This window comes from Fictibacillus sp. BK138, assembly GCF_004216955.1.
Classification (GTDB): Bacteria; Bacillota; Bacilli; order Bacillales; family Fictibacillaceae; genus Fictibacillus.
Window position 1 is genome coordinate 1 of sequence record NZ_SGXL01000004.1, and the last position, 24218, is coordinate 24218.

The 24218-nt window shown below is 39.6% G+C and carries 29 protein-coding genes and 12 tRNA genes; 3 read left to right on the forward strand and 38 right to left on the reverse strand.

The features are described 5' to 3' along the window. Positions 1-185: 185 nt before the first annotated feature. From EV282_RS18565 to EV282_RS18625, 13 genes are all read right to left on the reverse strand, one after another. Positions 186-262, reverse strand: a tRNA-Ile gene (locus tag EV282_RS18565). A 10-nt stretch (positions 263-272) separates the two neighbouring features. Then, positions 273-346: transfer RNA gene (locus EV282_RS18570), tRNA-Gly, on the reverse strand. A 7-nt stretch (positions 347-353) separates the two neighbouring features. Continuing rightward, a tRNA-Pro gene (locus EV282_RS18575) sits at positions 354-430 on the reverse strand. A gap of 7 nt (positions 431-437) precedes the next feature. Continuing rightward, positions 438-514, reverse strand: a tRNA-Arg gene (locus EV282_RS18580). A 45-nt stretch (positions 515-559) separates the two neighbouring features. After that, positions 560-645 (reverse strand) — tRNA-Leu (locus EV282_RS18585). A 52-nt stretch (positions 646-697) separates the two neighbouring features. Beyond that, positions 698-781 (reverse strand) — tRNA-Leu (locus EV282_RS18590). A gap of 16 nt (positions 782-797) precedes the next feature. Then, a tRNA-Lys gene (locus EV282_RS18595) sits at positions 798-873 on the reverse strand. A 50-nt stretch (positions 874-923) separates the two neighbouring features. Continuing rightward, positions 924-998, reverse strand: a tRNA-Gln gene (locus EV282_RS18600). 17 nt (positions 999-1015) lie between these two features. After that, a tRNA-Asp gene (locus EV282_RS18605) sits at positions 1016-1091 on the reverse strand. Positions 1092-1128: 37 nt separating this feature from the next. Then, positions 1129-1203: transfer RNA gene (locus tag EV282_RS18610), tRNA-Glu, on the reverse strand. 3 nt (positions 1204-1206) lie between these two features. After that, positions 1207-1297, reverse strand: a tRNA-Ser gene (locus EV282_RS18615). Between the two features lie 3 nt (positions 1298-1300). Then, positions 1301-1375, reverse strand: a tRNA-Asn gene (locus EV282_RS18620). A 175-nt stretch (positions 1376-1550) separates the two neighbouring features. After that, complete coding sequence (locus EV282_RS18625) at positions 1551-2009, reverse strand: SprT family protein (protein WP_130297390.1); 459 nt, start codon at positions 2007-2009, stop codon at positions 1551-1553. 97 nt (positions 2010-2106) lie between these two features. On the opposite strand from EV282_RS18625, the gene cmpA reads away from it, so the two are divergent. Next, entirely contained in the window at positions 2107-2229 is a 123-nt protein-coding gene (gene cmpA / locus EV282_RS18630; protein ID WP_130297391.1) for a cortex morphogenetic protein CmpA, read from the forward strand. Between the two features lie 29 nt (positions 2230-2258). On the opposite strand, the gene EV282_RS18635 is transcribed toward cmpA, so the two are convergent. The 14 genes from EV282_RS18635 to acpS form a co-directional block, all read right to left on the reverse strand. Next, entirely contained in the window at positions 2259-4397 is a 2139-nt protein-coding gene (locus tag EV282_RS18635) for a Tex family protein (protein ID WP_130297448.1), read from the reverse strand. 378 nt (positions 4398-4775) lie between these two features. Next, positions 4776-5384, reverse strand: a complete 609-nt coding sequence (locus EV282_RS18640) for a SpoIIE family protein phosphatase (RefSeq protein WP_130297392.1) — start codon at positions 5382-5384, stop codon at positions 4776-4778. Next, entirely contained in the window at positions 5381-6172 is a 792-nt protein-coding gene (gene sigB, locus EV282_RS18645) for an RNA polymerase sigma factor SigB (protein ID WP_066285727.1), read from the reverse strand. The genes EV282_RS18640 and sigB overlap by 4 nt, the downstream gene beginning before the upstream one ends. Then, complete coding sequence (rsbW, locus tag EV282_RS18650; protein ID WP_077365855.1) at positions 6138-6620, reverse strand: anti-sigma B factor RsbW; 483 nt, start codon at positions 6618-6620, stop codon at positions 6138-6140. The genes sigB and rsbW overlap by 35 nt, the downstream gene beginning before the upstream one ends. Further along, on the reverse strand, positions 6617-6949 hold the full coding sequence (locus EV282_RS18655; RefSeq protein WP_130297393.1) for an STAS domain-containing protein: 333 nt from the start codon (positions 6947-6949) through the stop codon (positions 6617-6619). Before EV282_RS18655 ends, rsbW begins: the two co-directional genes overlap by 4 nt. A gap of 62 nt (positions 6950-7011) precedes the next feature. Continuing rightward, entirely contained in the window at positions 7012-8019 is a 1008-nt protein-coding gene (locus tag EV282_RS18660; RefSeq protein ID WP_130297394.1) for a PP2C family protein-serine/threonine phosphatase, read from the reverse strand. 11 nt (positions 8020-8030) lie between these two features. Continuing rightward, positions 8031-8432, reverse strand: coding sequence for an anti-sigma regulatory factor (locus tag EV282_RS18665; RefSeq protein WP_066285716.1), 402 nt, complete (start codon positions 8430-8432; stop codon positions 8031-8033). A 2-nt stretch (positions 8433-8434) separates the two neighbouring features. After that, positions 8435-8791 carry an STAS domain-containing protein gene (locus EV282_RS18670; protein ID WP_066239455.1) on the reverse strand — a complete coding sequence of 119 codons (357 nt, stop codon included), beginning with the start codon at positions 8789-8791 and terminating at the stop codon, positions 8435-8437. 15 nt (positions 8792-8806) lie between these two features. Then, positions 8807-9631, reverse strand: a complete 825-nt coding sequence (locus tag EV282_RS18675) for an STAS domain-containing protein (protein WP_226537517.1) — start codon at positions 9629-9631, stop codon at positions 8807-8809. 195 nt (positions 9632-9826) lie between these two features. Next, the gene (locus EV282_RS18680) at positions 9827-10177 is read right to left on the reverse strand and encodes a type II toxin-antitoxin system PemK/MazF family toxin (RefSeq protein WP_066239453.1); all 351 of its coding nucleotides are present in this window, start codon (positions 10175-10177) and stop codon (positions 9827-9829) included. Between the two features lie 3 nt (positions 10178-10180). Continuing rightward, a complete protein-coding gene (locus EV282_RS18685) occupies positions 10181-10462 on the reverse strand; it encodes a CopG family ribbon-helix-helix protein (protein WP_066285713.1) in 282 nt (93 codons plus the stop codon). 141 nt (positions 10463-10603) lie between these two features. Then, positions 10604-11776, reverse strand: a complete 1173-nt coding sequence (gene alr, locus EV282_RS18690; RefSeq protein WP_130297395.1) for an alanine racemase — start codon at positions 11774-11776, stop codon at positions 10604-10606. Positions 11777-12107: 331 nt separating this feature from the next. Then, positions 12108-13121 carry a LolA family protein gene (locus EV282_RS18695; protein ID WP_130297396.1) on the reverse strand — a complete coding sequence of 338 codons (1014 nt, stop codon included), beginning with the start codon at positions 13119-13121 and terminating at the stop codon, positions 12108-12110. 125 nt (positions 13122-13246) lie between these two features. Beyond that, positions 13247-13606 (reverse strand): holo-ACP synthase, encoded by a 360-nt coding sequence (gene acpS, locus EV282_RS18700; protein ID WP_130297397.1) that lies wholly within the window; start codon positions 13604-13606, stop codon positions 13247-13249. A 111-nt stretch (positions 13607-13717) separates the two neighbouring features. On the opposite strand from acpS, the gene EV282_RS18705 reads away from it, so the two are divergent. Continuing rightward, positions 13718-14323 (forward strand): rhomboid family intramembrane serine protease, encoded by a 606-nt coding sequence (locus EV282_RS18705; RefSeq protein ID WP_130297398.1) that lies wholly within the window; start codon positions 13718-13720, stop codon positions 14321-14323. A gap of 48 nt (positions 14324-14371) precedes the next feature. On the opposite strand, the gene EV282_RS18710 is transcribed toward EV282_RS18705, so the two are convergent. The 11 genes from EV282_RS18710 to EV282_RS18760 form a co-directional block, all read right to left on the reverse strand. After that, positions 14372-15160 (reverse strand): Stressosome protein rsbRB, encoded by a 789-nt coding sequence (locus tag EV282_RS18710; RefSeq protein WP_165389540.1) that lies wholly within the window; start codon positions 15158-15160, stop codon positions 14372-14374. Further along, positions 15121-15765, reverse strand: coding sequence for a cobalamin B12-binding domain-containing protein (locus tag EV282_RS18715; protein ID WP_130297400.1), 645 nt, complete (start codon positions 15763-15765; stop codon positions 15121-15123). The genes EV282_RS18710 and EV282_RS18715 overlap by 40 nt, the downstream gene beginning before the upstream one ends. Positions 15766-15780: 15 nt before the next feature. After that, positions 15781-16158 carry a hypothetical protein gene (locus EV282_RS18720; RefSeq protein ID WP_130297401.1) on the reverse strand — a complete coding sequence of 126 codons (378 nt, stop codon included), beginning with the start codon at positions 16156-16158 and terminating at the stop codon, positions 15781-15783. Beyond that, positions 16155-16460 carry an antibiotic biosynthesis monooxygenase family protein gene (locus EV282_RS18725; RefSeq protein ID WP_130297402.1) on the reverse strand — a complete coding sequence of 102 codons (306 nt, stop codon included), beginning with the start codon at positions 16458-16460 and terminating at the stop codon, positions 16155-16157. Before EV282_RS18725 ends, EV282_RS18720 begins: the two co-directional genes overlap by 4 nt. A 419-nt stretch (positions 16461-16879) precedes the next feature. Then, a complete protein-coding gene (locus EV282_RS18730) occupies positions 16880-17362 on the reverse strand; it encodes a DinB family protein (RefSeq protein WP_130297403.1) in 483 nt (160 codons plus the stop codon). A 37-nt stretch (positions 17363-17399) separates the two neighbouring features. Continuing rightward, complete coding sequence (locus EV282_RS18735) at positions 17400-18521, reverse strand: HD-GYP domain-containing protein (protein WP_130297404.1); 1122 nt, start codon at positions 18519-18521, stop codon at positions 17400-17402. A 122-nt stretch (positions 18522-18643) separates the two neighbouring features. Then, a complete protein-coding gene (locus EV282_RS18740) occupies positions 18644-19849 on the reverse strand; it encodes a D-alanyl-D-alanine carboxypeptidase family protein (protein WP_130297405.1) in 1206 nt (401 codons plus the stop codon). Between the two features lie 187 nt (positions 19850-20036). Beyond that, positions 20037-20972: a magnesium transporter CorA family protein gene (locus EV282_RS18745; RefSeq protein ID WP_130297406.1), complete on the reverse strand. Its 936-nt coding sequence runs from the start codon at positions 20970-20972 to the stop codon at positions 20037-20039. A 24-nt stretch (positions 20973-20996) separates the two neighbouring features. After that, positions 20997-21296, reverse strand: a complete 300-nt coding sequence (locus EV282_RS18750; RefSeq protein ID WP_130297407.1) for a hypothetical protein — start codon at positions 21294-21296, stop codon at positions 20997-20999. 45 nt (positions 21297-21341) lie between these two features. Further along, a complete protein-coding gene (locus tag EV282_RS18755; RefSeq protein ID WP_278043790.1) occupies positions 21342-21752 on the reverse strand; it encodes an NUDIX hydrolase in 411 nt (136 codons plus the stop codon). A 78-nt stretch (positions 21753-21830) separates the two neighbouring features. Continuing rightward, the gene (locus tag EV282_RS18760) at positions 21831-22733 is read right to left on the reverse strand and encodes a hypothetical protein (protein ID WP_130297409.1); all 903 of its coding nucleotides are present in this window, start codon (positions 22731-22733) and stop codon (positions 21831-21833) included. 224 nt (positions 22734-22957) lie between these two features. Between EV282_RS18760 and EV282_RS18765 the strand changes: the two genes are divergently transcribed. Continuing rightward, complete coding sequence (locus EV282_RS18765) at positions 22958-24214, forward strand: tetratricopeptide repeat protein (RefSeq protein WP_130297410.1); 1257 nt, start codon at positions 22958-22960, stop codon at positions 24212-24214. Positions 24215-24218 lie beyond the last annotated feature (4 nt).

A 24218-nucleotide genomic window follows, 5' to 3' on the forward strand; every position in this document is an offset into this window, starting at 1 on the left:
CATAAAAGTGTTTGACTTGCTCTCATTTGTTACTGACGGAATTAATTCTTAATTCCTTACCTTTGCTTTTGTTCAGTTTTCAAAGAACTTGTTTGGCTTGTCTTCTTTCGAGACAGCTTTATTATCTTACCGAATCGAAGTTATAAAGTCAAGCGCTTTTTAAAAATCTTTTTTTAAAGATAATATGGTGGGCCTAAATGGACTCGAACCATCGACCTCACGCTTATCAGGCGTGCGCTCTAACCAGCTGAGCTATAGGCCCGTGAAAATAATGGAGCGGGTGATGAGAATCGAACTCACGACCAGAGCTTGGAAGGCTCTTGTTTTACCACTAAACTACACCCGCAAAAGAATGGTCGGGAAGACAGGATTTGAACCTGCGACCCCCTGGTCCCAAACCAGGTGCTCTACCAAGCTGAGCCACTTCCCGTAAAATATGGCGCGCCCTGAGAGATTCGAACTCCCGACCTTTTGATTCGTAGTCAAACACTCTATCCAGCTGAGCTAAGGGCGCCTATCCATTGCATATTCAAATGCATTATATGTTATTTTGAAAAGTTGGTGCGGTCGAGAGGACTCGAACCTCCACGGGGTTGCCCCCACTAGCCCCTCAAGCTAGCGCGTCTGCCATTCCGCCACGACCGCGCGGCAAGATGCCAGCGCATGAACACTGCAACTTATTAGTTAAAAATTAATATGGTGCGGGTGAAGGGACTCGAACCCCCACGTCAAAGACACTAGATCCTAAGTCTAGCGCGTCTGCCAATTCCGCCACACCCGCATATTAATTTGAAAAATGGTGAGCCATGAAGGACTCGAACCTTCGACCCTCTGATTAAAAGTCAGATGCTCTACCGACTGAGCTAATGGCTCGTGCTAGTTTAAGCATTTAATACTTAAACAATCATCTTAAAAACAAAAAATGGCTGGGCTAGCTGGATTCGAACCAGCGCATGACGGAGTCAAAGTCCGTTGCCTTACCGCTTGGCTATAGCCCAACACCTTAGAATAAAAATGGCGGACCCGACCGGGGTCGAACCGGCGATCTCCTGCGTGACAGGCAGGCATGTTAACCACTACACCACGAGTCCATTCATCTAGGTATTTCGTATTTTGTTAGAAACAAAATGGTGACCCGTACGGGATTCGAACCCGTGTTACCGCCGTGAAAGGGCGGTGTCTTAACCGCTTGACCAACGGGCCACATGGCAGAGAAGAAGGGATTCGAACCCTCGCACCGCGTTAGCGATCTACTCCCTTAGCAGGGGAGCCCCTTGAGCCACTTGGGTACTTCTCTGTATGGCTCCACAGGTAGGACTCGAACCTACGACCGATCGGTTAACAGCCGATAGCTCTACCACTGAGCTACTGTGGAATGTCTTTTAAGGACAATTAACATCATAATTGTTTCAGCTTAAAATGTCAACCCGTTTTAGAAGGTTTTTTTAAGCTTTTGTTGCTGCAGCCAACCATTAAAGAAGGCTATGTAAAAGGCTTGTCTAACAGCGACTTAATTAAATTACCACATTCCTATTATCGAAGTCAACACCCTATTTTGAAGAAATCTGTTTTAATTTCCCCCTGCACTTTCCACATACATATCTCTTCGTATCAATTCTCCTTTTTCTTTTATAAGACTGCATACAGTCTGTGCATATATAGTGATATTTATAACTCTCTGTTCTCCTTTTTTCAGGGATAGATTGACAATAACGGGAACCGCCAACTTTATTCAGCCAATACTTAAAGTCGTAATCAGCATGCTTATAACCCTTCCCTTCAATATGCATGTGATAATGAACGAGCTCATGCTTTATTACCCCGATCAACTCATCCATTCCAAACGCTGCATAAAGATGAGGATTCATTTCGATATCATGAGACCTTAATAAGTACCGCCCGCCTGTTGTACGTAATCTTTTGTTAAATCTGGCGTTATGACGGAACTTTTTATTGAAAAATTGCATGGAGATCTCTTCTGTTAGTTTTTGCAGTTCTTCATCTGTCATGGTAATTCCCCTTACTATTTCGAGTTCACATTAACAAGCATCTAAACATAGACTAATACACAAACAACGGATTGGGAAGTTCAAGGAGGTTCTCTATATGCCAACATGGTTTAAAAGACAGCTCCGCCGCGCTTATTATCAAAAAGATCGTTACCAAATCCGCTTATTGAATCAATGCTGGTTCTTTTATAACAGAAAGCACTCCTCCAGTGAAGAATGACCACACTGGAGAAGCGCTTTTTCTTTTGCCTATCCTTTTTTAGGAGCAATCATCGTTAAGGCGATTCGCTGTTTAGCTACATCTACTGAATCGACCCAAACGGTTACCACTTGTCCTACACTTACCACATCCATTGGATTCTTAACAAATCGGTCAGTTAATTTTGATATATGAACGAGACCGTCTTGCTTTACTCCAATATCTACAAAAGCACCAAAATCTACTACATTGCGGACTGTTCCCTGCAGTTCCATACCTTGTGCTAAGTCTTCCATCTTAAGAACATCTGTTTTAAGGACCGGGCCTGAAAATTCATCTCGAGGATCACGGCCAGGTTTTGTCAGTCCGTCGATAATATCTTTTAATGTCGGTACACCAATATCTAATTTCCTTGAAGTCTCCTCAAGTGAAAGAGATTTTAATTTATCTGCCAAAGCTTCTGTACCGATGTCAGCAGGTTTAAATCCTAACTCTTTTAACAAAGCTTTCGTTCCTGGATAACTCTCAGGATGGATTCCCGTTTGGTCCAAAGGCTGATCTCCATCCATAACACGCAAAAATCCGATACATTGCTCGTACGTTTTTGCACCTAAGCGAGGAATCTTTTTCAGCTCTGTTCTATTCTTAAACTTCCCAACATCATTTCTTTTTAAAATAATGTTTTGAGCAACTGTTTTGGACAGGCCTGAAACATATTGAAGCAATGATGCAGAAGCTGTATTTACGTTAACACCTACTTTGTTAACCGCTGTTTCAACCACAAAACTGATCTCTTCGCCTAGTCGTTTTTGCGATACATCGTGCTGATATTGTCCGACTCCAATAGATTTTGGATCTATTTTCACGAGTTCCGCCAACGGATCTTGAAGTCTTCTCGCAATCGAAACGGCACTTCTTTCTTCCACTTGAAGGTCTGGAAACTCTTCACGGGCAACACTGGATGCGGAATAAACACTTGCGCCTGCTTCGTTCACAATCACATAAGCCACAGATTTATCGAGATCTTTTAATGTCTCTGCAATAAACTGCTCCGTTTCACGTGACGCTGTTCCGTTTCCGATCGCTGCAATTTCAATATCATACTTATCAATCAGCTTTTTTACTACCGCAGCAGATTTTTCAACTTCTGATCTTGGAGGTGTTGGATAAATGGTCTGAATGTGAAGAACCTTCCCCGTTTCATCAACGACACCAAGCTTGCATCCGGTACGGTACGCTGGGTCCACTCCTAATACAACTTTTCCTTTTAATGGCGCTTGAAGCAATAAGCTTCTTACATTTTCAGAAAAAATGTGAATAGCACGTTCTTCTGCTTGCTCTGTTAAAGCTGCGCGAATTTCTCGTTCGATCGAAGGTGCAATTAGTCTTTTATACGCATCTTCTATCGCTTCTCGCAAAAATGGTGCAGCTGGTGAGCCTGATCGCTTAATCGTTTTTCTCTCCATTTTAGAATGGATCAGGTCTGAAGGAGTACTGATGCCAACCTTTAAGATCCCTTCTTTTTCACCACGGTTCACAGCAAGAATCCGGTGAGGAACAATTTTTCGGATTGGTTCTTGGTATTCGTAGTACATCTCGAATACTTTCTTTTCGTCAGCTTCTGTATTTTTCCCTTCAGTTTTGATTTCGCCTTTTGAGAAGGTATCTTCACGTATCCATTTTCGCATATCAGCATCATCAGACAGCATTTCAGCTATGATGTCCTTAGCTCCCTGAAGAGCATCTTCTTCTGACAATACTTCTTTTTCTTCATTTATGTATTCTTTCGCCGCTACTAAAGGATTATCGTTGTGTTCTTCGAGCAGCCATAATGCAAGTGGCTCTAATCCTTTTTCTTTTGCTACAGTTGCTTTTGTTCTTCTTTTTTGTTTGTAAGGACGATACAAATCTTCTATATCCTGCAGCTTTTGAGCTTTTTTAATCGCAGCAGTAAGTTCATCTGTTAATTTTCCCTGTTCGTCGATTAGACGAATAACTTCCTCTTTGCGGGAAGCAAGGTTTTGCAAATAAGTCCAGCGGTCCATGATGTCTTTAATCTGAACCTCATCAAGACCTCCTGTTAATTCCTTTCGGTAACGGGCAATGAAAGGCACCGTATTTCCTTCTTCTAATAATTCAATAACCTGATTAATTTGTTTACCTTTAACATTAAGTTCCTGTTCCATCATACGCAATGCTTGTTCATTAACAGGTTGTCCCAATAAGAACACTCCTTTTTCAATCAATTACTTCTATTATAAACGAAGTGAATCTCTCCGTAAAAAAGCTTTAGACTGTTTTTGTTACATTGCCAGATAGAAAGGGGTTGATTTCCGCTCCAGGTTGCTCGCTTTCCACGGGGCGTGCGGTGAGCCTCCTGCCGCTTTGCGCCATTAGGAGTCTCCACCTGACCGCTCGTCCCGTAGGAGTCTCGCACCTTGCGCTTCAATCAACTTGCAAATGAAGAAAAGAGCGATTAACAAAAATCTTTTAAAAAGAACCTTTTAGAAATACACCAAAAACAAACAAAAAACACCATCCTCAAATGCAGTAAGGATGATGTTTCTCTAACTCATATTCACTTGACCTACTAGGACTGTAGCGTCATCGTTGATATCCTGCGGTAATCCGCTTATATACTTAACAGATTCCTTCGGAGAAATCATTTTTGTTAAAAGTGTACGGCTTTGCGTATGAATATCCATACCATCGGAATAGAGCATAAATGTTAACTCTCTTTCGAATTTAAAATCCTGTACTTTAAATCGTTCTGGTTTCCCTACTAGAAAACCAACTTTCGGCAAAGGGTGAATAGCACGTTGTCTTTCTGCAGAGACCATAAAACGGATGTTACCTACTCCAGAATAAGTGGCAGTTTGATTTTTATAATCGACTTTAACGATTGCGATAACAGCACCGCGCGTATGTCTTAGTCCATCGTTGCAAAGATGCATAAGCTGCTCCACTGTCTCATCATGATTTTGATCGATGATGTCGGTTGCTGCTCCCGATGCTTCTTTTGCCATTTTCCCGCTTCCTAAGCCATCCGCAACAGCGCAAATCAAATAATTGTCCGTTTCTTTCACATAAAAACTATCTCCGCAAAGATCATTTCCCTTTTTTGGCTTTTGATACGAGGAAACAGATGCTCTGCTGTATTGATAGTGTTCGATCATCTAAGCGCCTCCGAAGGAGTCACTCGCAAAGCTTCTTTCAACTTTTCTAAAGCTCTTCTTTGTAATCTGGAAACATGCATTTGAGAAATATCTAATCTTTCTCCTGTTTCCTTCTGGCTTAAGTTTTCAAAATACGTGCACTGAAGGATTTCGCGTTCCCGTTCAGAGAGAACCGCAAAAGCTTTCTGTAAAAGAAGTCTTTTGTCAATCTGATCGAATCCTTCATCGTTTGAACCAACAAGATCTAGAAGTGTTACTGTACTTCCCTCTTGGTCAGCCTCAATAGAGCTGTCTACAGAAAGAGCTTGGTAGCTCTTGCCCATTTCCATCGTCTCTAGCACTTCTTCTTCTGAAACTTCCAGGTAATCTGCAATTTCGGCAATCTTAGGTGATCTCTGCAAACTCGTCGTTAATTCTTCAACCGCCTTTTTAATTCTCGGCCCTAATTCCTTAATTCGGCGAGGTACATGCACACTCCAAGTTTTATCACGGATAAATCGTTTAATTTCTCCTACGATTGTCGGAACCGCAAAGGATTCGAACGATCTGCCAAACGTTTTATCATATCTTCTAAACGCAGCTAATAAACCAATCATACCGACTTGTACTAAATCGTCATGAATGCTTTTGCCTTTTGAAAACTTTCTAGCTAAGGAATGGACAAGATCTTGATATTGCAGAACAAGATTCGTCTGAATTTCCTCATTTTGTGGATCTTGCTGCAACTCGTCGATCCACGCATAGACTTGTTCTTTACTGTGAAGGCGCTGGCGAGATTCTGTCGACATGTTCCTCCACCTCATCTCTGTGAAGATACTTTGTCATCATTACAACGACACCGGCTTCACTGCTTATTTCTACCTTGTCCATAAGTGTATCTATTAGGAAGAGGCCTAAACCTCCCTCATTTAACTGATCAACAGATTTTCCATCGACTGGGCCAAGATTTTTTGAGATAGTGTCAACATCAAAGCTCTTACCTTGATCGACCACAGTTATTTCAATTCGGTCGTCAAAGATATTGCAGCCAATACGGACTTGACCTTTATCTTCATCCGCATAAGCGTGATTAACAACATTCGTCACTGCTTCAGAAACAGCAATCTTAATATCTTCTATTTCATCAAACGCAAAACCCATTCTGTTAGCAAGGCCAGAGATCGTTAATCTGACCACACCCACATAATCCGGTTTTGCCGGGACATTCATTTCAATATAGTCAGACGCTGTTCTCATAGCGCCTCCCCCTTTACTCCGCTTTCAATGTCCATCACTTCTGTTAAGCCGGTAATCTCGAAGATACGTTTAACACGATCTGTCATACCGCGAAGCTTTAATGAACTGTTGTTAGCTTTTGAAGATTTTAGCGCTCCAACAAAAATTCCTAGCCCTGTACTATCCATATAATCGATTCCAGAAAGATCGACAACAACAACGCTGCCTTCTTTTTCTGTTAGTGGAAGCATTACTTCTTTTAGCTTTGGAGCTGTATATGCATCCACTTCTCCTGTAAGGTGTAACTCGTGTGTTTCATTTATTTGGTGTTGATTAATTTGCAAATTCATTTTTTTCCCCCCACGCTTTGATTAAAACCCGATAAATTACCTTTACCCTGAACCAAAGTATGCTAAACCATTCGTTTTAAAATAATTAAGGTGAAATCATCTCTAAGCTCAAACCCTTGCAATCGATCCAGTTCTTGAAAAACATTCTGGACGATTTGCTGAGCAGGCAGATCCATATACTTTCGGATAAGAGATACAATTTCTTCTCTTTCAATAAAACCTTTGCTTGTACGGCATTCCGTTACTCCATCAGATAGGAGGATCACCATATCTCCAATTTCGATTACTCTCTCATAAGGATGATAAGTGGTTGTTCTGGAAACTCCTAATACAAGACCTTTAGCAATTAAATCGTGGAATCGATCTTCTTTTGCATCATAGATGAATCCAGGTTCGTGACCTGCACCTGCATAGAAGAATTTATGACTTTCCGGCTCATAGACACCATGAAACATTGTGATGAACATATTGCTATGAACGTTCTGTTCAACAACGCGGTTTAGGTTTTCTAAAAGAAGATGAGGCTTCATCTGCTCTTCCGGAAGACTATCCATCGCGTACTTGATCATAGACATACAAAGTGCAGCAGGTATGCCCTTGCCGATTATATCAGCTACGGCGACACTAAGGCTACTTCCACTTTTTACAAAGTTATAATAATCACCGTTCATTTTCTTAGCAGGAACACTGACAACTCCAATATCCAGTTCATCAAATTCAGGTACATCACTTAACAGCAAAGTCTGCTGCATGCTTGCAGCTACTTCAATTTCGGATTCCAGCTGCTGCTGTTTATCACGTAAACTTTGATGTTCACGATAAGCAAACCCGTATCCGATCATTGCCTCCAGAAGAAAATCGAAGGAATCCCTCATTTCTTCTGACATATCAGGAAACAGTTCGTCCATAACCTGAATATGGAGACTGACAAGATCCTCAGGGGAGATTTGCTGTTCAAGCAATTTTCTGCTGAATTGCTGGCCTTTATAGAGTGTTGTCTCAGTTTTAGCTTTTAGATAGACCGATAATAGATCTTGGTAACGTTCAGTTAGTGCGTCTTTTGCAGTCAAGAGCTCTCCTCCTAACGAAGCCATTTAGTAGCAGAAATCTCCGTTCCCACATCAACTGTGGATTCAATAGAAAATTCGTCCATTAAACGCTTCACGCCTGGTAATCCTGCTCCTAAACCTCCGGAAGTAGTATACCCATCTTCCATTACTTTACGGATTTCGCGGATTCCAGGTCCATTGTCTAGGGCTACAATTCGCAGACCCTTTCTGCCTAGTTGATCGATAGGCTCGATACAGATTTTTCCTCTGCCCGCATACAAATAAATATTACGGGCAAGTTCAGAAATTGCTGTTGTAATTCTGGCTTGGTCAACATTTCCGAAGCCAAGCTCCTTGGCCATGTTTCTGCCAAGCTGACGGGCACTTACGATGTCCCATTCGTTGCGTACTTCCACACAGGATTGGATGTCCATTATCATCCCTCCAGTTCCAGACGCAATTTATCAAGCCCTTGTTCTAAATCAAGTGCTGTCGAAACTTCCCTCATGGATATTCCAAGGTCAATAAGTGTAATAGCAACTGCGGGCTGTATTCCTGTTAATACAACTTGCGCTCCCATTAATTTTGACATTCTGACTACATCTCCAAGAACTTTGGCAATAAAAGAGTCGATCATGTCAACGGAAGTTAAGTCGATCACTACTCCCTTAGCACCGGTATCATGAATTTTATTCAACAGATCCTCCTGAAATTGAAGGGCTGTTTGGTCATCCATTTCAACTTGAATGGTGATCAATAAATATTCATGCAATTTTAAAATAGGAATTCTCATTTTCTCCAACACTCCCTATTCATTGCTTATTAACTGCTGTTTCGTAATTTCTAAAGCATTTTCCATACCTTTTTGAAGCGTACTCTTTGTAGGGAATAAGCTTAAATCAATACCTAAGCTTACAATGGTCTGTGCAATTTCTGGCCGGATTCCTACCAGGATACAAGTAGATCCAAGTAATCTGACAGCATCAGCAGCCTGAATAATATGGTGAGCAACCATCGTATCAACGACTGGCACTCCTGTAATATCAATAAGAACAACTTCTGAGCGGTACTTGATTACACCATTCAATAAGTTCTCCATAATCAGCTTCGCACGCTCCGTATCAATAGAACCGATCAAAGGCATTACACTAATGTTTTTGAATACCGGAATAAGTGGAGCCGAGAGTTCCAATAGTGCTGTTTTTTGAATGGAAACTGTTCTCTCCCAAATTTGAGATGAGTTTTCTACCACTCTGTTTAAAATCGGATCAAGCCAACTGTCGATCTCGCGGTAAAGAGCGGCAAGTTTCTCCTGATCCATTTCCGCTTCGACAAGCATGTTTAGAATAACGCGGCGTGCAATCTGAAGCCCTTGCGTTAAATATTTCAGCGGTAATCCTGTATGAAGCACCTGATCAAAGAATTGATCCAGTGTCCCATCTTTAGAAATATCGTGGTAATTTATATGCTTAATTAATAGCTCAAAAAACTGCTGATCTGTTTCTTCACTAAGTTTTAGTGTTGTTGTGTAGCTTGCAATTTCCTTATCTTTAAAAAGATTGACTTCCTTAAGCCAATTATTTTTAAGGGTTTCTTGATTTTCGTTAATCATTTGTACAATCAAGTTGTCCAATTTGTATAGCACCCCCGCTACATATAGTATCGACTCTATTATTTCATTTCTGATAATTTTCTGCAATGTTTACACTGTTTCTAACCTTGGATATATAACCGAATTTCAGCAAGCTCAAACCTGTATTTTTTTCCAGCTAAAATAAAAAACCGCCAGACCTCTGTCAGACAGTTTCTCAATGTGTGTTATAAAAATTTAAAAATCTACCAGACCAGTACTGATCTGCAATGCGTCGTCTACCCTGCGCATCATGTCTTCATCCAGCTGTGTAATCTTATCTGTTAATCTTTGCTTATCGATCGTTCTGATCTGTTCAAGCAAAATAACTGAATCCCGTTCAAAGCCGTATTTTTTAGAATCTATTTCAACATGTGTTGGAAGTTTTGCTTTTTGAATTTGGGCTGTGATTGCAGCAACTATTACTGTTGGGCTAAAACGGTTTCCGATATCATTCTGTATGATCAGTACAGGGCGAATTCCGCCTTGTTCTGAACCTACTACCGGTGAAAGATCTGCAAAGTAAACGTCTCCGCGTTTGACTATCAAGGACTACACCCCGCTAACTAAGCGGTCCAAGGTATGATCGGCTTCCTCCTCTAACATAAATGCTTCTGAGGCAATCGTTAGATTGATCTTAGCCATTTCCATGTAACCCTGTTTCATCTCATCACGAAACTGACGTTTGTTCTTCCGCTCACGAAGAAACATTTCAGTAGCTTGATGGATAAATTCGCTGCGGTCCAAATTCTCTTTTTTAATGACACGATCTACCTCAGTCAGTAACTTTTGAGGAAGACTAATCACGATTCTTTTTGTGTTCAATTCGGACACAACATACACCTCCAGCGCAAAGCTATACTACGATCAAGTTCCTTTTAACCACATATAATCTTATCACTTCAATATTCCATTTGCAAAGCGATTTCAAAGTATTTATTCTACAAAATTTTTAATAGTCCTTCTAATATTCTGCTAAAAATTTAGAATTACATTCATATTTTCTGAAATTCGACCCTTTTTCACAAAAACTCTCGGCACTCGGGAAGAAATTAAACATGGTATCTCATAATTTATGGTTTTTGCTAGAGAAGCAATTTCATCCATTTCAATCGTTTCATCACTCTGGTTCCCTATTAAGGTAGCTTTCTCACCAATATCCATTTCATAAGGAAGCCTTACCATGCATTGATCCATACAGATCCGGCCGATAATAGGTGCACGCTCTCCCCGGATCAACACATCAGCACCTGGTGATAATCTTCGCTGCCATCCATCGGCATAACCGATCGGAAGAGTCCCTACCCACTCTTCTTCTTTCGCTGTATAAGTCGCTCCATAACTTACAGTATCTCCAGGCATCAGTTTTTTAACATGAATCAGCTGAGAATGCAGACTGAAAGCTTCTTCTAATATAAATGGAAGCTTTTCTTTCATCTCTAAAGATGGGGATAAACCATACATACTGATTCCCAATCGAACGAGATTAAAAGGCCCTTCAACCTTACGCAATGCTGCTGCACTATTTGCGCTGTGAACGTATTTCGGTGTGATCCCCCACGTTTTCAGCAAGTCTAATTGATTAATAAATCTTTTTCTTTGAATATCAAAAAGTTCAGATTCCCATTCATCCGCGGTAGCAAAGTGAGTAAAGACGCCTTCTATTTCACACGCAGAAGAATCCTGGATCAAAAGTGAAATATCATGAAGCTCCTCTTCTTCTGTAATACCCACTCTTCCCATACCTGTATCAAGCTTCAAGTGAATGTTCAATACTTTATCTGTTTCTTTCAGGAACTCTGATGCTTCATCAAGCCAGCCCTTTTGGAAAACGGTGATGCTTATCTCATTTTCCGCCGCAAGACTAACATATTCAGGACGAATACGGTTCATAACTAAAATCGGTGCTGAAATTCCTTGTTTTCTTAATGCCAGTGCCTCGTCGAGTATCGCAACAGCAAGCAGTTCAGCTCCGGATTCAAGCGCCGCAACAGCAGTCTGGTACGCTCCATGGCCATAACCATCCGCCTTAACAACGGCCATAATTTTTTGATCAGGAAGATGGTTTTTGAATGATTTTATGTTTCTGCTGATTTTATCTAGGTTTATTTCTGCCCATGTATCTCTATAAAAGTGATTTCTGTCCACAATTAAGCCTCCTGCTAAGAAAAACTGAATGATTGCCTCTTATTTTAACTGTTTAATTAAAATTATGTAAGTAAATAAAGGTTGGTTCTTTGAAAATGCGGGGTTAGTTGCAGGAGCAATCCTTGTTTTGAGCGAAGATCGGAAAAGTTGAGCGGTCCGGAGTATTTTTGAGCGAAGTTAGTACTGTTTTGAGCGTAACTCAGACTTTTTGAGCGGTATTCGAAAATCTTGAGCGAACGTGTAATAATTATAAGAACACGTACCGTAAAACACTTAAAACGCAAAGAAAAAGACGGCTAAAAGTCTTAGCCGCCCTATATTATAGTAGGAATTATTTGATTGCTTCCCCAGACACAGATCTAGCGATAGCCATGAGCTCTTCTTGGTCTAAGTTATTTGAGGCGAGGAAATAATCTACTCCATTATAGTTCCATGTTACAGATTGTTCTGTCATGGCTCCGACTGTAAAGCCTAGATCAACAGGTTCTCCGTTTGCTAATGTTAACCTGGACGCTGTTTCTACTGCTGTATTTTTTTGCTGCATGAGTGTGAATGATTTGTTTTCTTCTTCATCCGCATAATTTAGAACGACCTTTGAATCATTGTCCCCAAGTGCTACCTCTCTCTCATTCACAAGATTCAAGTTAGAAGTGTAAGTAGGATACAGTACTTCAAACTCTTCGTCTGATCCAGAGAAAGTGGGAATTTCAAATTGAGCACTCGACATGTTTGATTCCATATCGAAAGAGTTCTTATCAAACTTTGCATTAAATTGAACTTTTGAAAAATCCAGTCTCACAAGCTCTTTTTGATCTTGATCCATAATACGGACCTGAGTAGGATCTAGATCTTTATTTAATGTGATTTCCTGCTGATATAAGTTTTTGTTCTGGTAATTCGTTTTTGTATGGAAAACATAGCTTTTCTCTTTTGATTTAAAGCCACGGTCCGTGTCGTTTAAGATATCCGCGATAAGTGATTGGAACAAATAGACCTGACTGTTGTTTTCCGGCCAGTCACTTTGGAAACGGAAGCTTTTGTTAAGAGCTGGCGTCAGTACGAAGACCCCGTCCTTATTGCGCAGGATCATCTGACTTTGATCTTTTTCAGCATTCTTTAAGCTGACCCGGTAAAAGTCCGGTTTCTTATGCCATATTTCCAAGTCATACGTTAATGGCTTTTCTCCTGTGTTTAAAGTCATTTTGGCTTCTGCTTTATAGCCTGTCATTTTTTCCATTCTTTCTTCCAACGAATCCAGAACATCACTCTGGCTTTGTTCACCGCATGCAGACAGGACCATTAAAGCCATGAACGCCGTCAAAATAATTGACAGTGTTTTCTTCATTTTTTGCCATCCCCTTTGTCCCAAAGTAATTTCGACATTGAAGGGGGTGCTAACTTCGCTTTAAGCAAAGGACTGCCCCTTCTACCGCATTACAATATATGAGACAACCCTGGACAATATGCAGACTAGCTTGACGAGCTTTCCAAAATAACTTGAGCCACCACGTATTCCTTCGTATGAGAGATCGATAAGTGGCATAAATAAGGATAAGGAGATGTTAAAAATGGCTTACCTTTTTCGTCACTTTTAATTTCCATGTCCTGCCATGAGAGTTCAGCGCCAATCCCAACTCCGAGAGCTTTTGCCATCGCTTCTTTAGCGGCAAACCTTCCGGCAAGGTATTCATATTTTCTGTTTCCGTTCAAAGATTCAAATCTTTTTTGCTCAAAAGGTGTTAAGATTCTGTTCGAAAAGCGCTCTTGATGAAGCGCAGCTTTTTTGATTCTTTTCAGTTCTATAATATCGATGCCTGTTCCAACAATCATTTACTTTCTCCTTTACAGCTATATCTTTCGCTCTCTTCTCGCTCACATGGTAAACTTAAGGCAGAATTTAAAATATGTATAAACTCGCATAAAAAAGGGTGATCTATTCTAATGTTCATAAGAGATGAAAGCTTCCAAACCTTTATTAGGCGCTACCCGATTGTAACTTTCCTAACAGCTGTTCATATTGTTGTGTTTCTTCTTATTAATTTTACCCCTTTTCGCACGTCTTTGTATCATTTGATGGTTGGTTCTAATTATTATATTGCTGCAGGAGAGTATTGGCGGCTTTTAACACCAATTATTACGCATGAAGCTGTGGGACATCTTATTTTTAACTCGTTTTCACTTATTTTATTTGGTCCTGCTCTTGAACAGATACTCGGAAAAGCGAGGTTTATCATCGGTTATGTTGGTGCTGGTCTGATCGCGAACATCGCAACCCTTTTAATGCTTCCGTTGTCATATGCACATATTGGAGCTTCTGGTTCGATCTTTGGACTGTTCGGTATTTATGTTTATATGCTGTATAATCACCGTCAATATATAGACAGGGCCAATACGCAAATTCTTCTGGTAGTATTGGGTATCAGTTTAGTTTCTACTTTTTTAAATGAAAGAATCAATGTTCTCGGTCATTTATTTGGACTGATCGGCGGTGCGGCATTAGCCCCAATTATCCTTGCGTCATTGCACCGGAAGAAAAATAGATATTAATCTCCAAGAAAAAAAGCACCTCCGATTATGCGAGGTGCTTTCTGTATTTTATGAGTGCTGCAGCAGCACTTCTTTTAATGAAGTTTCATAATAAACCGGCCAATCCACATCTAGTTTGTGTAGCTGTCTTGCGTGCTTGGGTTTTACACCTAAAATACTGACCGGCTTTCCGTTCATGTAGTGCAGCATGCGGAATAGTTCGCTCAGCTTTTGAACTCCTGGTTCATCTATTTCACCGGTCGCAGACAGATCAAAGAAAATGTCTTCGAACTGGCCTTCATATGCTGCTTTCAAAGCATTTCCCGTGACAGTCATCATCTTGCATTCCGTAATATCTCCGAACAAAGGAACAAAAGCCATCTTTTCAGAGATCGGAATAAAAGGACCTGAAAGTTCATCAAGTCGTTTCATCGCTTCTTCCAACGCTTCTTTTTTCTCAAAAAGCTCAAAATCCGTGGAAGCCAGCCTCATTCTAAGTTCAGAAAGCTTTTCTTCAAGTCCTCTTACGTGCGTGCCTGTCGGAATTAAAACAACATGTGCATAGTCTTTTTCCCACGAAATATGAACGTCACAGAGAACAAAAGGGTTATCTTTGCCTTTCACATTTGCTTCAAAGCTCTTTTCACCTTCAAAAGGCAGCAAGTACTTCGTCAGCTTATTATGACTCTCCTCGTCAAAACAATCATGAATCGTTTCTGCCTGTCCGTCCAAGAGAGCACTCGCCTGTTGAGACATGCCCTGAATCAGCCCATCTTTATTTATTTTTACGTATGGTACAGGTAATGGACAGTTCATGTTCAGGCATTGATCCTCTTTTCCACATACTCGTCCAGCCATTTTTCTGCCTGTTCGAGACTGTTAATAATAATTCCTTGTTTGTTGGTATAAGGTTCTAAGTCATACTTATTCGCGAGTCTCCCGCCTATTAAAATAACAGGCTTGTGAGGCAGAGCGGCTAGTGTGCGAACATAATTTTTAAGAACGGGCAGGTTGTAGACGATGGAAACGGAAAGTCCGATCACTTCAGGTTTCCATTGTAGAGCTGACTTAAGTGCAAATTCTAACGGAAGACTTGCTCCGTAATATTTCGTTTCCCAGTCTCGTTCTTCAAAAAGACTGTTAATCATCTTGATGCCTAAATAATGCTGTTCACCTTGCAGACAAAGGAACATGGCTTTGTTTTTTTCGCCCATAGTTTCCTCTGATACTTGAAACAATCTAGATAGAACAAAATCACAGACGCCGGTAGCCAAATGTTCATCAGCTACTGAAATCTCATTATTTTCCCATAGCTCACCTATAAGATACATAGCAGGAGTAAACAGGTCTTTGAATAAAACCATCCGGCTTTGGTTTGGCTGCTTTTTGATAAAACGCATCGCTTCCACATGATTGCCATCTAAGAACAACCGTGCAAGTTTCTCAACATCTGATATAGCCATTGGCTGCCCCTCCCTTTATTTGTGAGCAGCTGCTGCTTTCTCACCTAGAATGTTGTTAGCTTTGTTTAAATAATCTATATATACGGCAACCCTTGGGTTATCTTTCACTCCTTGTTCCTTTAGCACATCAATAATGATCGAAAAGTTGTCCATAAGGAGTTCAGTAGTCATCCCAAACTTCTGCAGGATTCCGTCTAGCCATAAAGCATAATCTGTAAAAAACTCCTCATTGTCCAGCTCGTAAGCTGTTTCTAAATGCTTGAAGTGGTGATGGTTATCCTCAATGCATTTACCTCTTCCTTTTTCACCATAACGGTCCATAAGCGACGGGTCATTTTCATAAATTTTCTCAGTGACTCTCTCTACCATAGCATTTATGTTAAATTCCGTCATTTTGCAACCACCTTATATTGTTTAACTGTAGGAATTACAGCAGCTAATTCTTTATCAGGGTACTTCTTCTCCAAATCATGAATTTTTTTGAATTCCTCACTTCTGACCCATTTTAAATAATCTTCCTTTGTAGAAAAAATGAGCTGAACGGTTAACTCACCCGCTCTTTTATCATTTTGTAATAATAAAAAGTCCACGAACCCTGGTGCATTGTCTACTGAGCGCGAGCGATTTTTATAAATATTAATTACTTCTTCTGCTTTTTCATTAGGTACATCAAATGTAGAAAAAACGGTATACATGCAACTATCACCTCGTGGATGTATTTAAATCATGCTAATAATTCATCTCATAAAAGATTCAATAAAGAATAATATTTTTCCTTCTTAAGCAAGGTTGTATTTTCTTGTTGCTTTTATAAGTAGTTAATTTCCGTTCCAGGATGCTCGCTTTCCGCAGGGTGTGCGGTGAGCCCTCTCGTCGCTTCGCGACATTGAGTGGTCTCACCTGTCCCACTCGTCCTGCAGGAGTCTCGCACCTTGCACTCTAATTAACTTGCATTGAAGAAAAGAAAAACTATGGCTTGAAAAGCAACAATCAAGAAAAGCTTTTAAAGTCTTATTTAAAAGGAACCTTCTGCTTTAATTGACTCCCAATACTACAGGAAAGAAACAGATATGTCACTAAAAAGGAAAAGCACTGGGGATATCTCCCCGGTGCTTTAGTACAGATCAAACATATTCACTTCATGATTCGTTTGCTTTAAATATGTAAATAATTGTGCTCGATGATGGAAAGCGTGCGTGACGATCTCTACGAGCCACTTTGCTTGTGTCATGCCCTTTTCGGCGTAAAATGCTTTTGTTTCCTTGTTCAAAAATTCTTCTTCTGAAAGAGATAAAAAGTAGGACTTTAATAAATGGTATCCTTCCTCCAGAACATGTGTAAGTTCAGTTACATTTTGAGCAGATAATTTCTTTTCCAGTTCACGAATTTCTTTTTCAGACTTTTCTTGAAGGATGGCTAAATCAACATGTGAGACCTGAACCAGATGATTAGCCAGTTCTAAGAATGTCCTCATATTGTCTGCTGGGCGGAAATCAAACACTGATTGATCCGCTTTCTTCAATAAATTGCTTGTCGTACGAACGACAGTATAGAATTCTTCCAATAAAGTCTCGGTCAATGACGTAGTCGCATTCATCTTTGTTAGCCCCTTACTTTATAAAGTATTTTCACTCTTATTTATTCTTTGGCAAATCTAATTTTCCTTCGAATAATCCCGAGGAAACCTCTCTATGAGCGATAAGACTTACATTATTATAGATATCTTCATTCTCCTCGCAGATCAAAAGCATGTCATAGTACGCTCTATTAAAAACTTCTACAACTGCAGGATCATACATTTTTCCCGATTGGTTTTCGATCTCTTTTTTTGCATCCCAAGGAGTCATGGCTTTTCGGTAGGCTCGGCTGCTTGTCATAGCATCAAAAGAATCTGCCACTGCTAATAGTCGAGAATAAAAAGGAATATCGTTACCCGCTAGCTTATAGGGGTAACCTAAGCCGTCAAACCTTTCATGATGGTGAAGAATCGCTTTGAGAACCCGCTCTGAATAACCGAAAGACTTAGCCAGTTCCATACCATCGACTGGATGCATTTTCATAATCTCATACTCATCTTCAGTTAGTTTACCGTTCTTCATAAGGACTGCGTCCGGTGTAGAGATCTTACCAATATCATGAATCAATGCCGTTAACTCTAGCTCTTCAAGATCAATATCCTTAAACGCTCCGTGCCTTGCCAAAATCATCGAATAGAGGGCTACTCTCTTTGAATGGCCTTGTGTATATAAGTCTTTTGCTTCAACTGCCAGAGAAAATGCTTTAACGCCCTGCTGTATGGATTCCTTTTCCCTCACTGTTTTATAGACGATCGTTTGAACCATAAAAAGCAGCAAACAAAAGATCAAATAGATCGAAATAAATGCAAAGTAATCAGCCGCAGTATCTTTTGATAAAAGTAGATAAGAAAGAAATCCCCCTGCACTTGACAGGTAATAAAGACGTCTGTCATTTAAAAGCAGAGCAGTCACCGGCAAAAAGAAATAAGCAGACTGAACGATCAGATAGCCCACGTAAGCGTAAGAAACAGAAACAACATAGATACTGCATAAAACAAAGACAGCTTTTGTCCAATCTTTATTTAAATAATTCATAAGTAAAGCAGGCAGGAATCCTATTAAAAACAGTGATATAAACGTGTAAAAGAGCTCCATTGGCTGGATAAAATAATGGTGCAGCGCCTGAATTACCGCACTTCCTATTATGAATAGCTGACCGAGTTTTATATTGCGAATCATTTAAAATCTCCGATTGTCGAATTTTGTAATTTAATGCAATTATATACCAATCATTCTTTTAATCCTAACAATTTTTTATTTGAGTAAAGATCCGCAAAAGAAAAAACCGCCCATCGGGCGGCTTATTTCACATAGCTTCTCGCTACATGTCTCATTTTTCTATGCTTTTGTCTTTGGCTTCGCATTCTTAGAATGACAAGGAAGGCTAATAATAAAAGTAAGCCTCCATAGAGAAAAATACTCGCCTTTACAGCTGTTTGCATAAATGTTGGATCTGCCGCTTCTTCTGCCGGTTCCTCTTTAGGTGCTGAAGCTGCTTTTGTTTCTTTTTCTTTAAATAGAGTATGAGAAAGCAACACTTCACCTTCTGCATTCTTTAATTGAAGTTTACCTTCTGTTGTTACGTCTTGAATCGGTTTTTCTCCTATGGGCATTGTTACGGTAAGATCCTCTTTTAGAGGATATGTCTCTCCGTTATCAGCCTGTATTTCGGTTCCTGCTGATAGGGTTTGTCTTTCAAAGTTCGAAAAACCATAATCTCCAATCGTCATCGTGTCCCAGTAAGCTGCACGGCTTGAGGGCGCCTTTAACGTTACAATGATCACATCGAGATTGTCCCGTGATACAGAAGTAACAAGCGTATGTTTGGATTCGTTGACATAACCGTTCTTTACACCTGTAGTGCCGGGATAATCCCACAATAGCTGGTGATGGTTTCGCAATGTCGTTTCCCATCCTTCACCAACCCAAGGGAGCTCTTTTGTAGACACGATCTCACGAAACACTTCATTTTCCATCGCGTATTGTGTAATCTTCGCCATGTCCTCTGCAGTTGTGTAATGCTCTACATCAAAAAGGCCATTAGGATTAACAAAATGTGTATTGTCTGCTCCAACCTTTTTAGCAAATTCATTCATCTGATCTGCAAATGAGGCTACATCACCGGCCATATATTCTGCAATCGCGATCGCAGCGTCATTTCCAGAGTTAATCAAAAGACCTTGCACAAGCTTTTTCAGCGGTACTTGTTCACCTTCTAATAGATAAACACGTGTTCCGTCAGCTTTAGCCGCTTCACTGCTCACAATGACAGACTCTTCCAACTTGCCTGATTCTATAGCCAGAATACCAGTAACAATCTTAGTGATGCTCGCTGGATACATTTGGTCCGTACTATTTTTTTGATATAAAATATCTCCAGTTTTCGCATCGATCATTACAGCGCTTTCGCTTTTAATATCCGGTATGTTTTCTCCTGCTGCCTGCACAAAATGTGATTGCCCCAGAATCACAAGTGAAAAAACAAGAAAAAGGCTAAGTTTTTTCATACTATTCCGCTCCCGTTAGTCATTTAATCTTCATAACTCTTCGCCAGACGTTTCTCTTCTATTATGGTTGAAATCAAAATGAAATTTAGAAATTATCGCCATAAAAAAACAGGCGATTTTATCAGTTGATACCTTTCGACAAAATTCGCCTGATTCCTTTTATATATCGTACATTCCAACCTATTTTTTAGTCAAAATGCTTCCTATTTTTCTTTCCTCGAAGCAAGTCCCCTGTCCAGCCTTTCATTCTCAGCCATAAATATATACCAACAGTTGAGACAGCCATTAAAATCATGGCGTATAAATAGCCATATTTCCAATCGAGTTCCGGCATATTTTTAAAGTTCATTCCCCAAATGGCTCCAAGCGCCATGGCTGGCGTTATGATAACCGTAAATACCGTTAACGTTTTCATGATTTCATTACCCCGGTGCGAGGATAGAACCTCTTCCAGGTTAAGAAGTGTATCAATATCCTGACGGTAATGCGAAATCAGAGTTAATGTACGTTCTATACGCGTTGTTATCTTTTTATAAGCTTTTGTTTCAGTAATGTCATCAAGGAACGCTTCCTTAATCGCCATGGCAGTCTCATGAACGGGCAGCGTCAAATCGCTCCAATTAATCAGTTCGATACGGCTATCGTAAATGCTGTTAAGCAAAGTCGTATGATTATTCTTCTGGACATCCCTCTGAAGCTTCTTAAGCTGACTCTCAAACTGATCGATCCCATCTAAAAAATGATTGATCAATTCACCCATAAGAATTAAAAAGCCTTCAACGGGAGTTTTTTCTTCTATAATAAGGTGGTCACAAGATTCTCTAAAGTCTCCGGTGATTTTTGATAGATCAAGACCGACTGTTATGAAGGATTTTGGCCGGATATAAAAATGGAAAACTTCAAACTCTTCCTGATTCTCAGGATTTTGTTTGTACGTAAGCGACCCGCGTATAATCGGATCTCCGTCTTTGTCTCTTTCAATCCTTAAATAGTTCTGTTTATTTTCTTTAATATGAGTCAGCCACTTCTTACAGCCTTTATTATCCGCTATCAGTTCGCTTATTTCCTCTTTATGGCATTCATGCTGGTGCCAAGTCCAGCCATATACACTTGTATGTTCCATTCATAATCCCATCCTTTTTGAGCGTTAAATGACGGTATATTCTTTTGCACCGTTTTGTCTGAGCCAATTCAGCGACTTCTGCATAATTTGTGGATGGTACTCTGTTCCTTCCTTATTTAAATGAAGCCAGATAGTTCCCGTTTTTTCGATCGCTTTTACCTTTAATAAAGCGATGCCAATAACTTCTTCATCTTTTTCCATCATTAATACAGCTGTATCGTCACGATCCAAGTATTGGGGCAATTTATTATGAAATTCCGGAGCTTCATCGCACCAATCTAACAAACGGTCAAGTTCAGCTTTTTCCGCAAACTTAACATCCACCACTATTCCTCCTCAATAGATTCCCCTGTATTTTCGTGAACAAACCTAAATAATATCTGCAAAAGGTGCAAGATAGTTCATCAGCAATTCCCGGTCTTCAGGAAAAGACATGTTTAAAAGCTTCAGTTCCTCAAAGGATACCCACCTAATATCGTAGATTAAACCGTCAGGATCTTGAATTTTCGGAGAACCACTGACGATATCAGCCAAGAAGTATTGAACTTTAAACTGTATGCCAAACGAGATCCCTTCTTTTATATGAAGCTTTTCTTGTATTTTCACAAGATAGCCTGTTTCTTCCCACACTTCACGTACACAACATTCTTCAAGCGTTTCACCTCGTTCTAAGCCTCCAGAAGGAGTACTCCATCGTTTCTCTTCTTCTGGTGTTCCCTGAAGAACCATTAAAAGTTTCCCTTCATGTAAACAAATACAACTCGCACCTTCCCAAATCACATGATCTCCCCCTTTACAGGAAAATTTTCTTGAACGCACCAAAAAAGTCCTGCGCATTCACACAGGACTTTTCAACAATTATATGACTTTAGCTATTTCATTTACCTTTTGAGTGTTGACGATTTTTCGGTTGCCATGATCCCAAGTATAGATCGTCTTGCTGTTTTGTTCGAGTAAAGAAAGAGAGTCATTCGTGCATTCCACAATTTTCGAATGCGGAATCTCGTGTTCTTTTTGTTCACCCGTTTCAAGGTCGATATAAACGATCCTTTCACTTTTTCCCGTTGAAAGATCCAATTCGTATACAAGCAGATGATTATCAACCTGATAAAGAGCACGAGGTGAGATTGATAATTTATATTCCGTTACTACTTTATCTTTTTCATTCAGTACCATGACTTTCTTTGGGTCACCATTTAATACGGGAGCACCTGATACGTAAACGTAATTTTCATAACACAGGATATCTGTCGGTGCCATGTTGCTTCCCAGATTCACACGCCTTTTCTTTCCGTTTCGGATTATATAAAGAACCGCTTGATCTTCTTCAACAATGTAGGAGGAAATATAGAGAACATCTTGATTCATCTCAACTTCCCAAAGATAGCCGTTCACTTTCCACTCTTTAATCAACTCGGGTTCATTTTTTGAGAAAATGAGCACTGAGCCTTTCGAACCATCACCTTCACAAGCAACAGCAACACAAGAGTCGAATTCATAAAAGTTCGGCTGTCCCTTGATAACTTGTGACTTTAAGCAGCCGTTCTTATGATCAAAGATAAACAACTTGTAATCCTTCGAGTTGTTATCAACCTTTTTGGAAAACCAGTAATTTTTCTGGTTGTCCATGAATACTTCGGAGTAGGCAAATTCGCTCTCCTCATTTCTTACTACACTTCCGGCCTGTTCAGGATCACATGAGACATACAGCGAGCTCGTGTTCTCTGCAGTTCGTGATGATAATTTATACATTTTGGCCATAGTACTCTCCCCCTTCAATTTTGGCGCCGGTTCCCCGCATGACTTCGATTTATGTAAAACTCAATTATCGAAATTATCAATTTCTAGCAAAAACTTTGTATTTTCTGTTATATTTATCTTATCAAACATACAGTTGATTCTGTATTGGGAAAAATGGTAGGAAAGATGCTTGTTAATTGGGGGTCTAGCATGACAATTTTCCCAAGTTCTGAAAGGGGGATTTTATGGTCGGTCAACGAATAAGATATTATAGAAAAACAAAAGGCCTAACCCAGGAAGAGCTGGCACAGGGAATTTGCTCTGTTTCTTACTTGAGTAAGATCGAGAAAGGGGACGCCAAATCAAGCGAAGAAGTCATTAACATGCTCTGTGAACGTCTAGGTATTTCGCCGGAGGAAGTGGACGAAGGCAAAATCCTGGAAATGCTTAATGAGTGGAATTTAATGATGACTGATCGTCGGTTTGAAGAAGCAGAGGAAATGTTTCCACTTATTCAAGAAAAAATGGAAGGAATAAGTGATCCTAGTCTTCGCCTAAGGTTTGAATTATTTCAATGCAGATATTTCATGGTACTGGAGCCTCCTCTTTTAGAAGAGACAAAATTAAAGTTAGAGGAAATTGAAGAATTATTCGATCATCTTTCCAATGATTTGAAATTCTATTATTTTATGTTTTGGGGGATGTATTATAACTTTAATAAAAAATATAATGAAGCCCTTGAATATCTTCATAAAGCTGAAAAGCAATTTAACCAGACCTCAAGTATACAAGATTCAGAGGCAGCTGTAATTTATTACCTTCTTGCTTTGACATACAATTTCTTAATGAGAATTACTTCTGTTACAACTTATTCTTATAAAGCACTTACAATCTTTGATAGAGAATATAACTATAGCAGGAGTGCAGATTGTCAGATTTTATTAGGCATTAGTTACAGACGTGCCCAGCATTATGAGTTAGCAGAATCTCATTTAAAGCAAGCTTTAAAGTATTCAACTACGTTTAAAAATGATACATTAAGTGGAATTATATACCATAACTTAGGTTACATTGCCTTTTGCCAGAAAAACCATTTAAAGGCTATAGATCGATTAGAAAAAAGTTTAGAATATAAAAAGAGTCAAGACCCTCAGCATATTGCTAATACAATCTATTTACTAGCAACTGAACATTATGAACTAGGAAAATTTGAACAAGCGAAAGAGTTAATTCAAAAAGGTTTAAAATATATTGATGAAAAACATGAAATATACTATCACCTTAGAATAGTTCAATATAAAGTCAATAACGCAGAAACAAATGATGAATTTGTTCAATATTTACGAAAAAATGCAATTCCCTTTTTTAAACAAAAAGGGATTTGGGAATACGTTGCTACTTATTCTGAGTTACTAGCAGATATATACTTTGAGCAAAGCCATTATAAGAAAGCTAGTGAATATTACCGCGTTGCAAGTAACGCTAGAAAAAACATTTACTAATAGG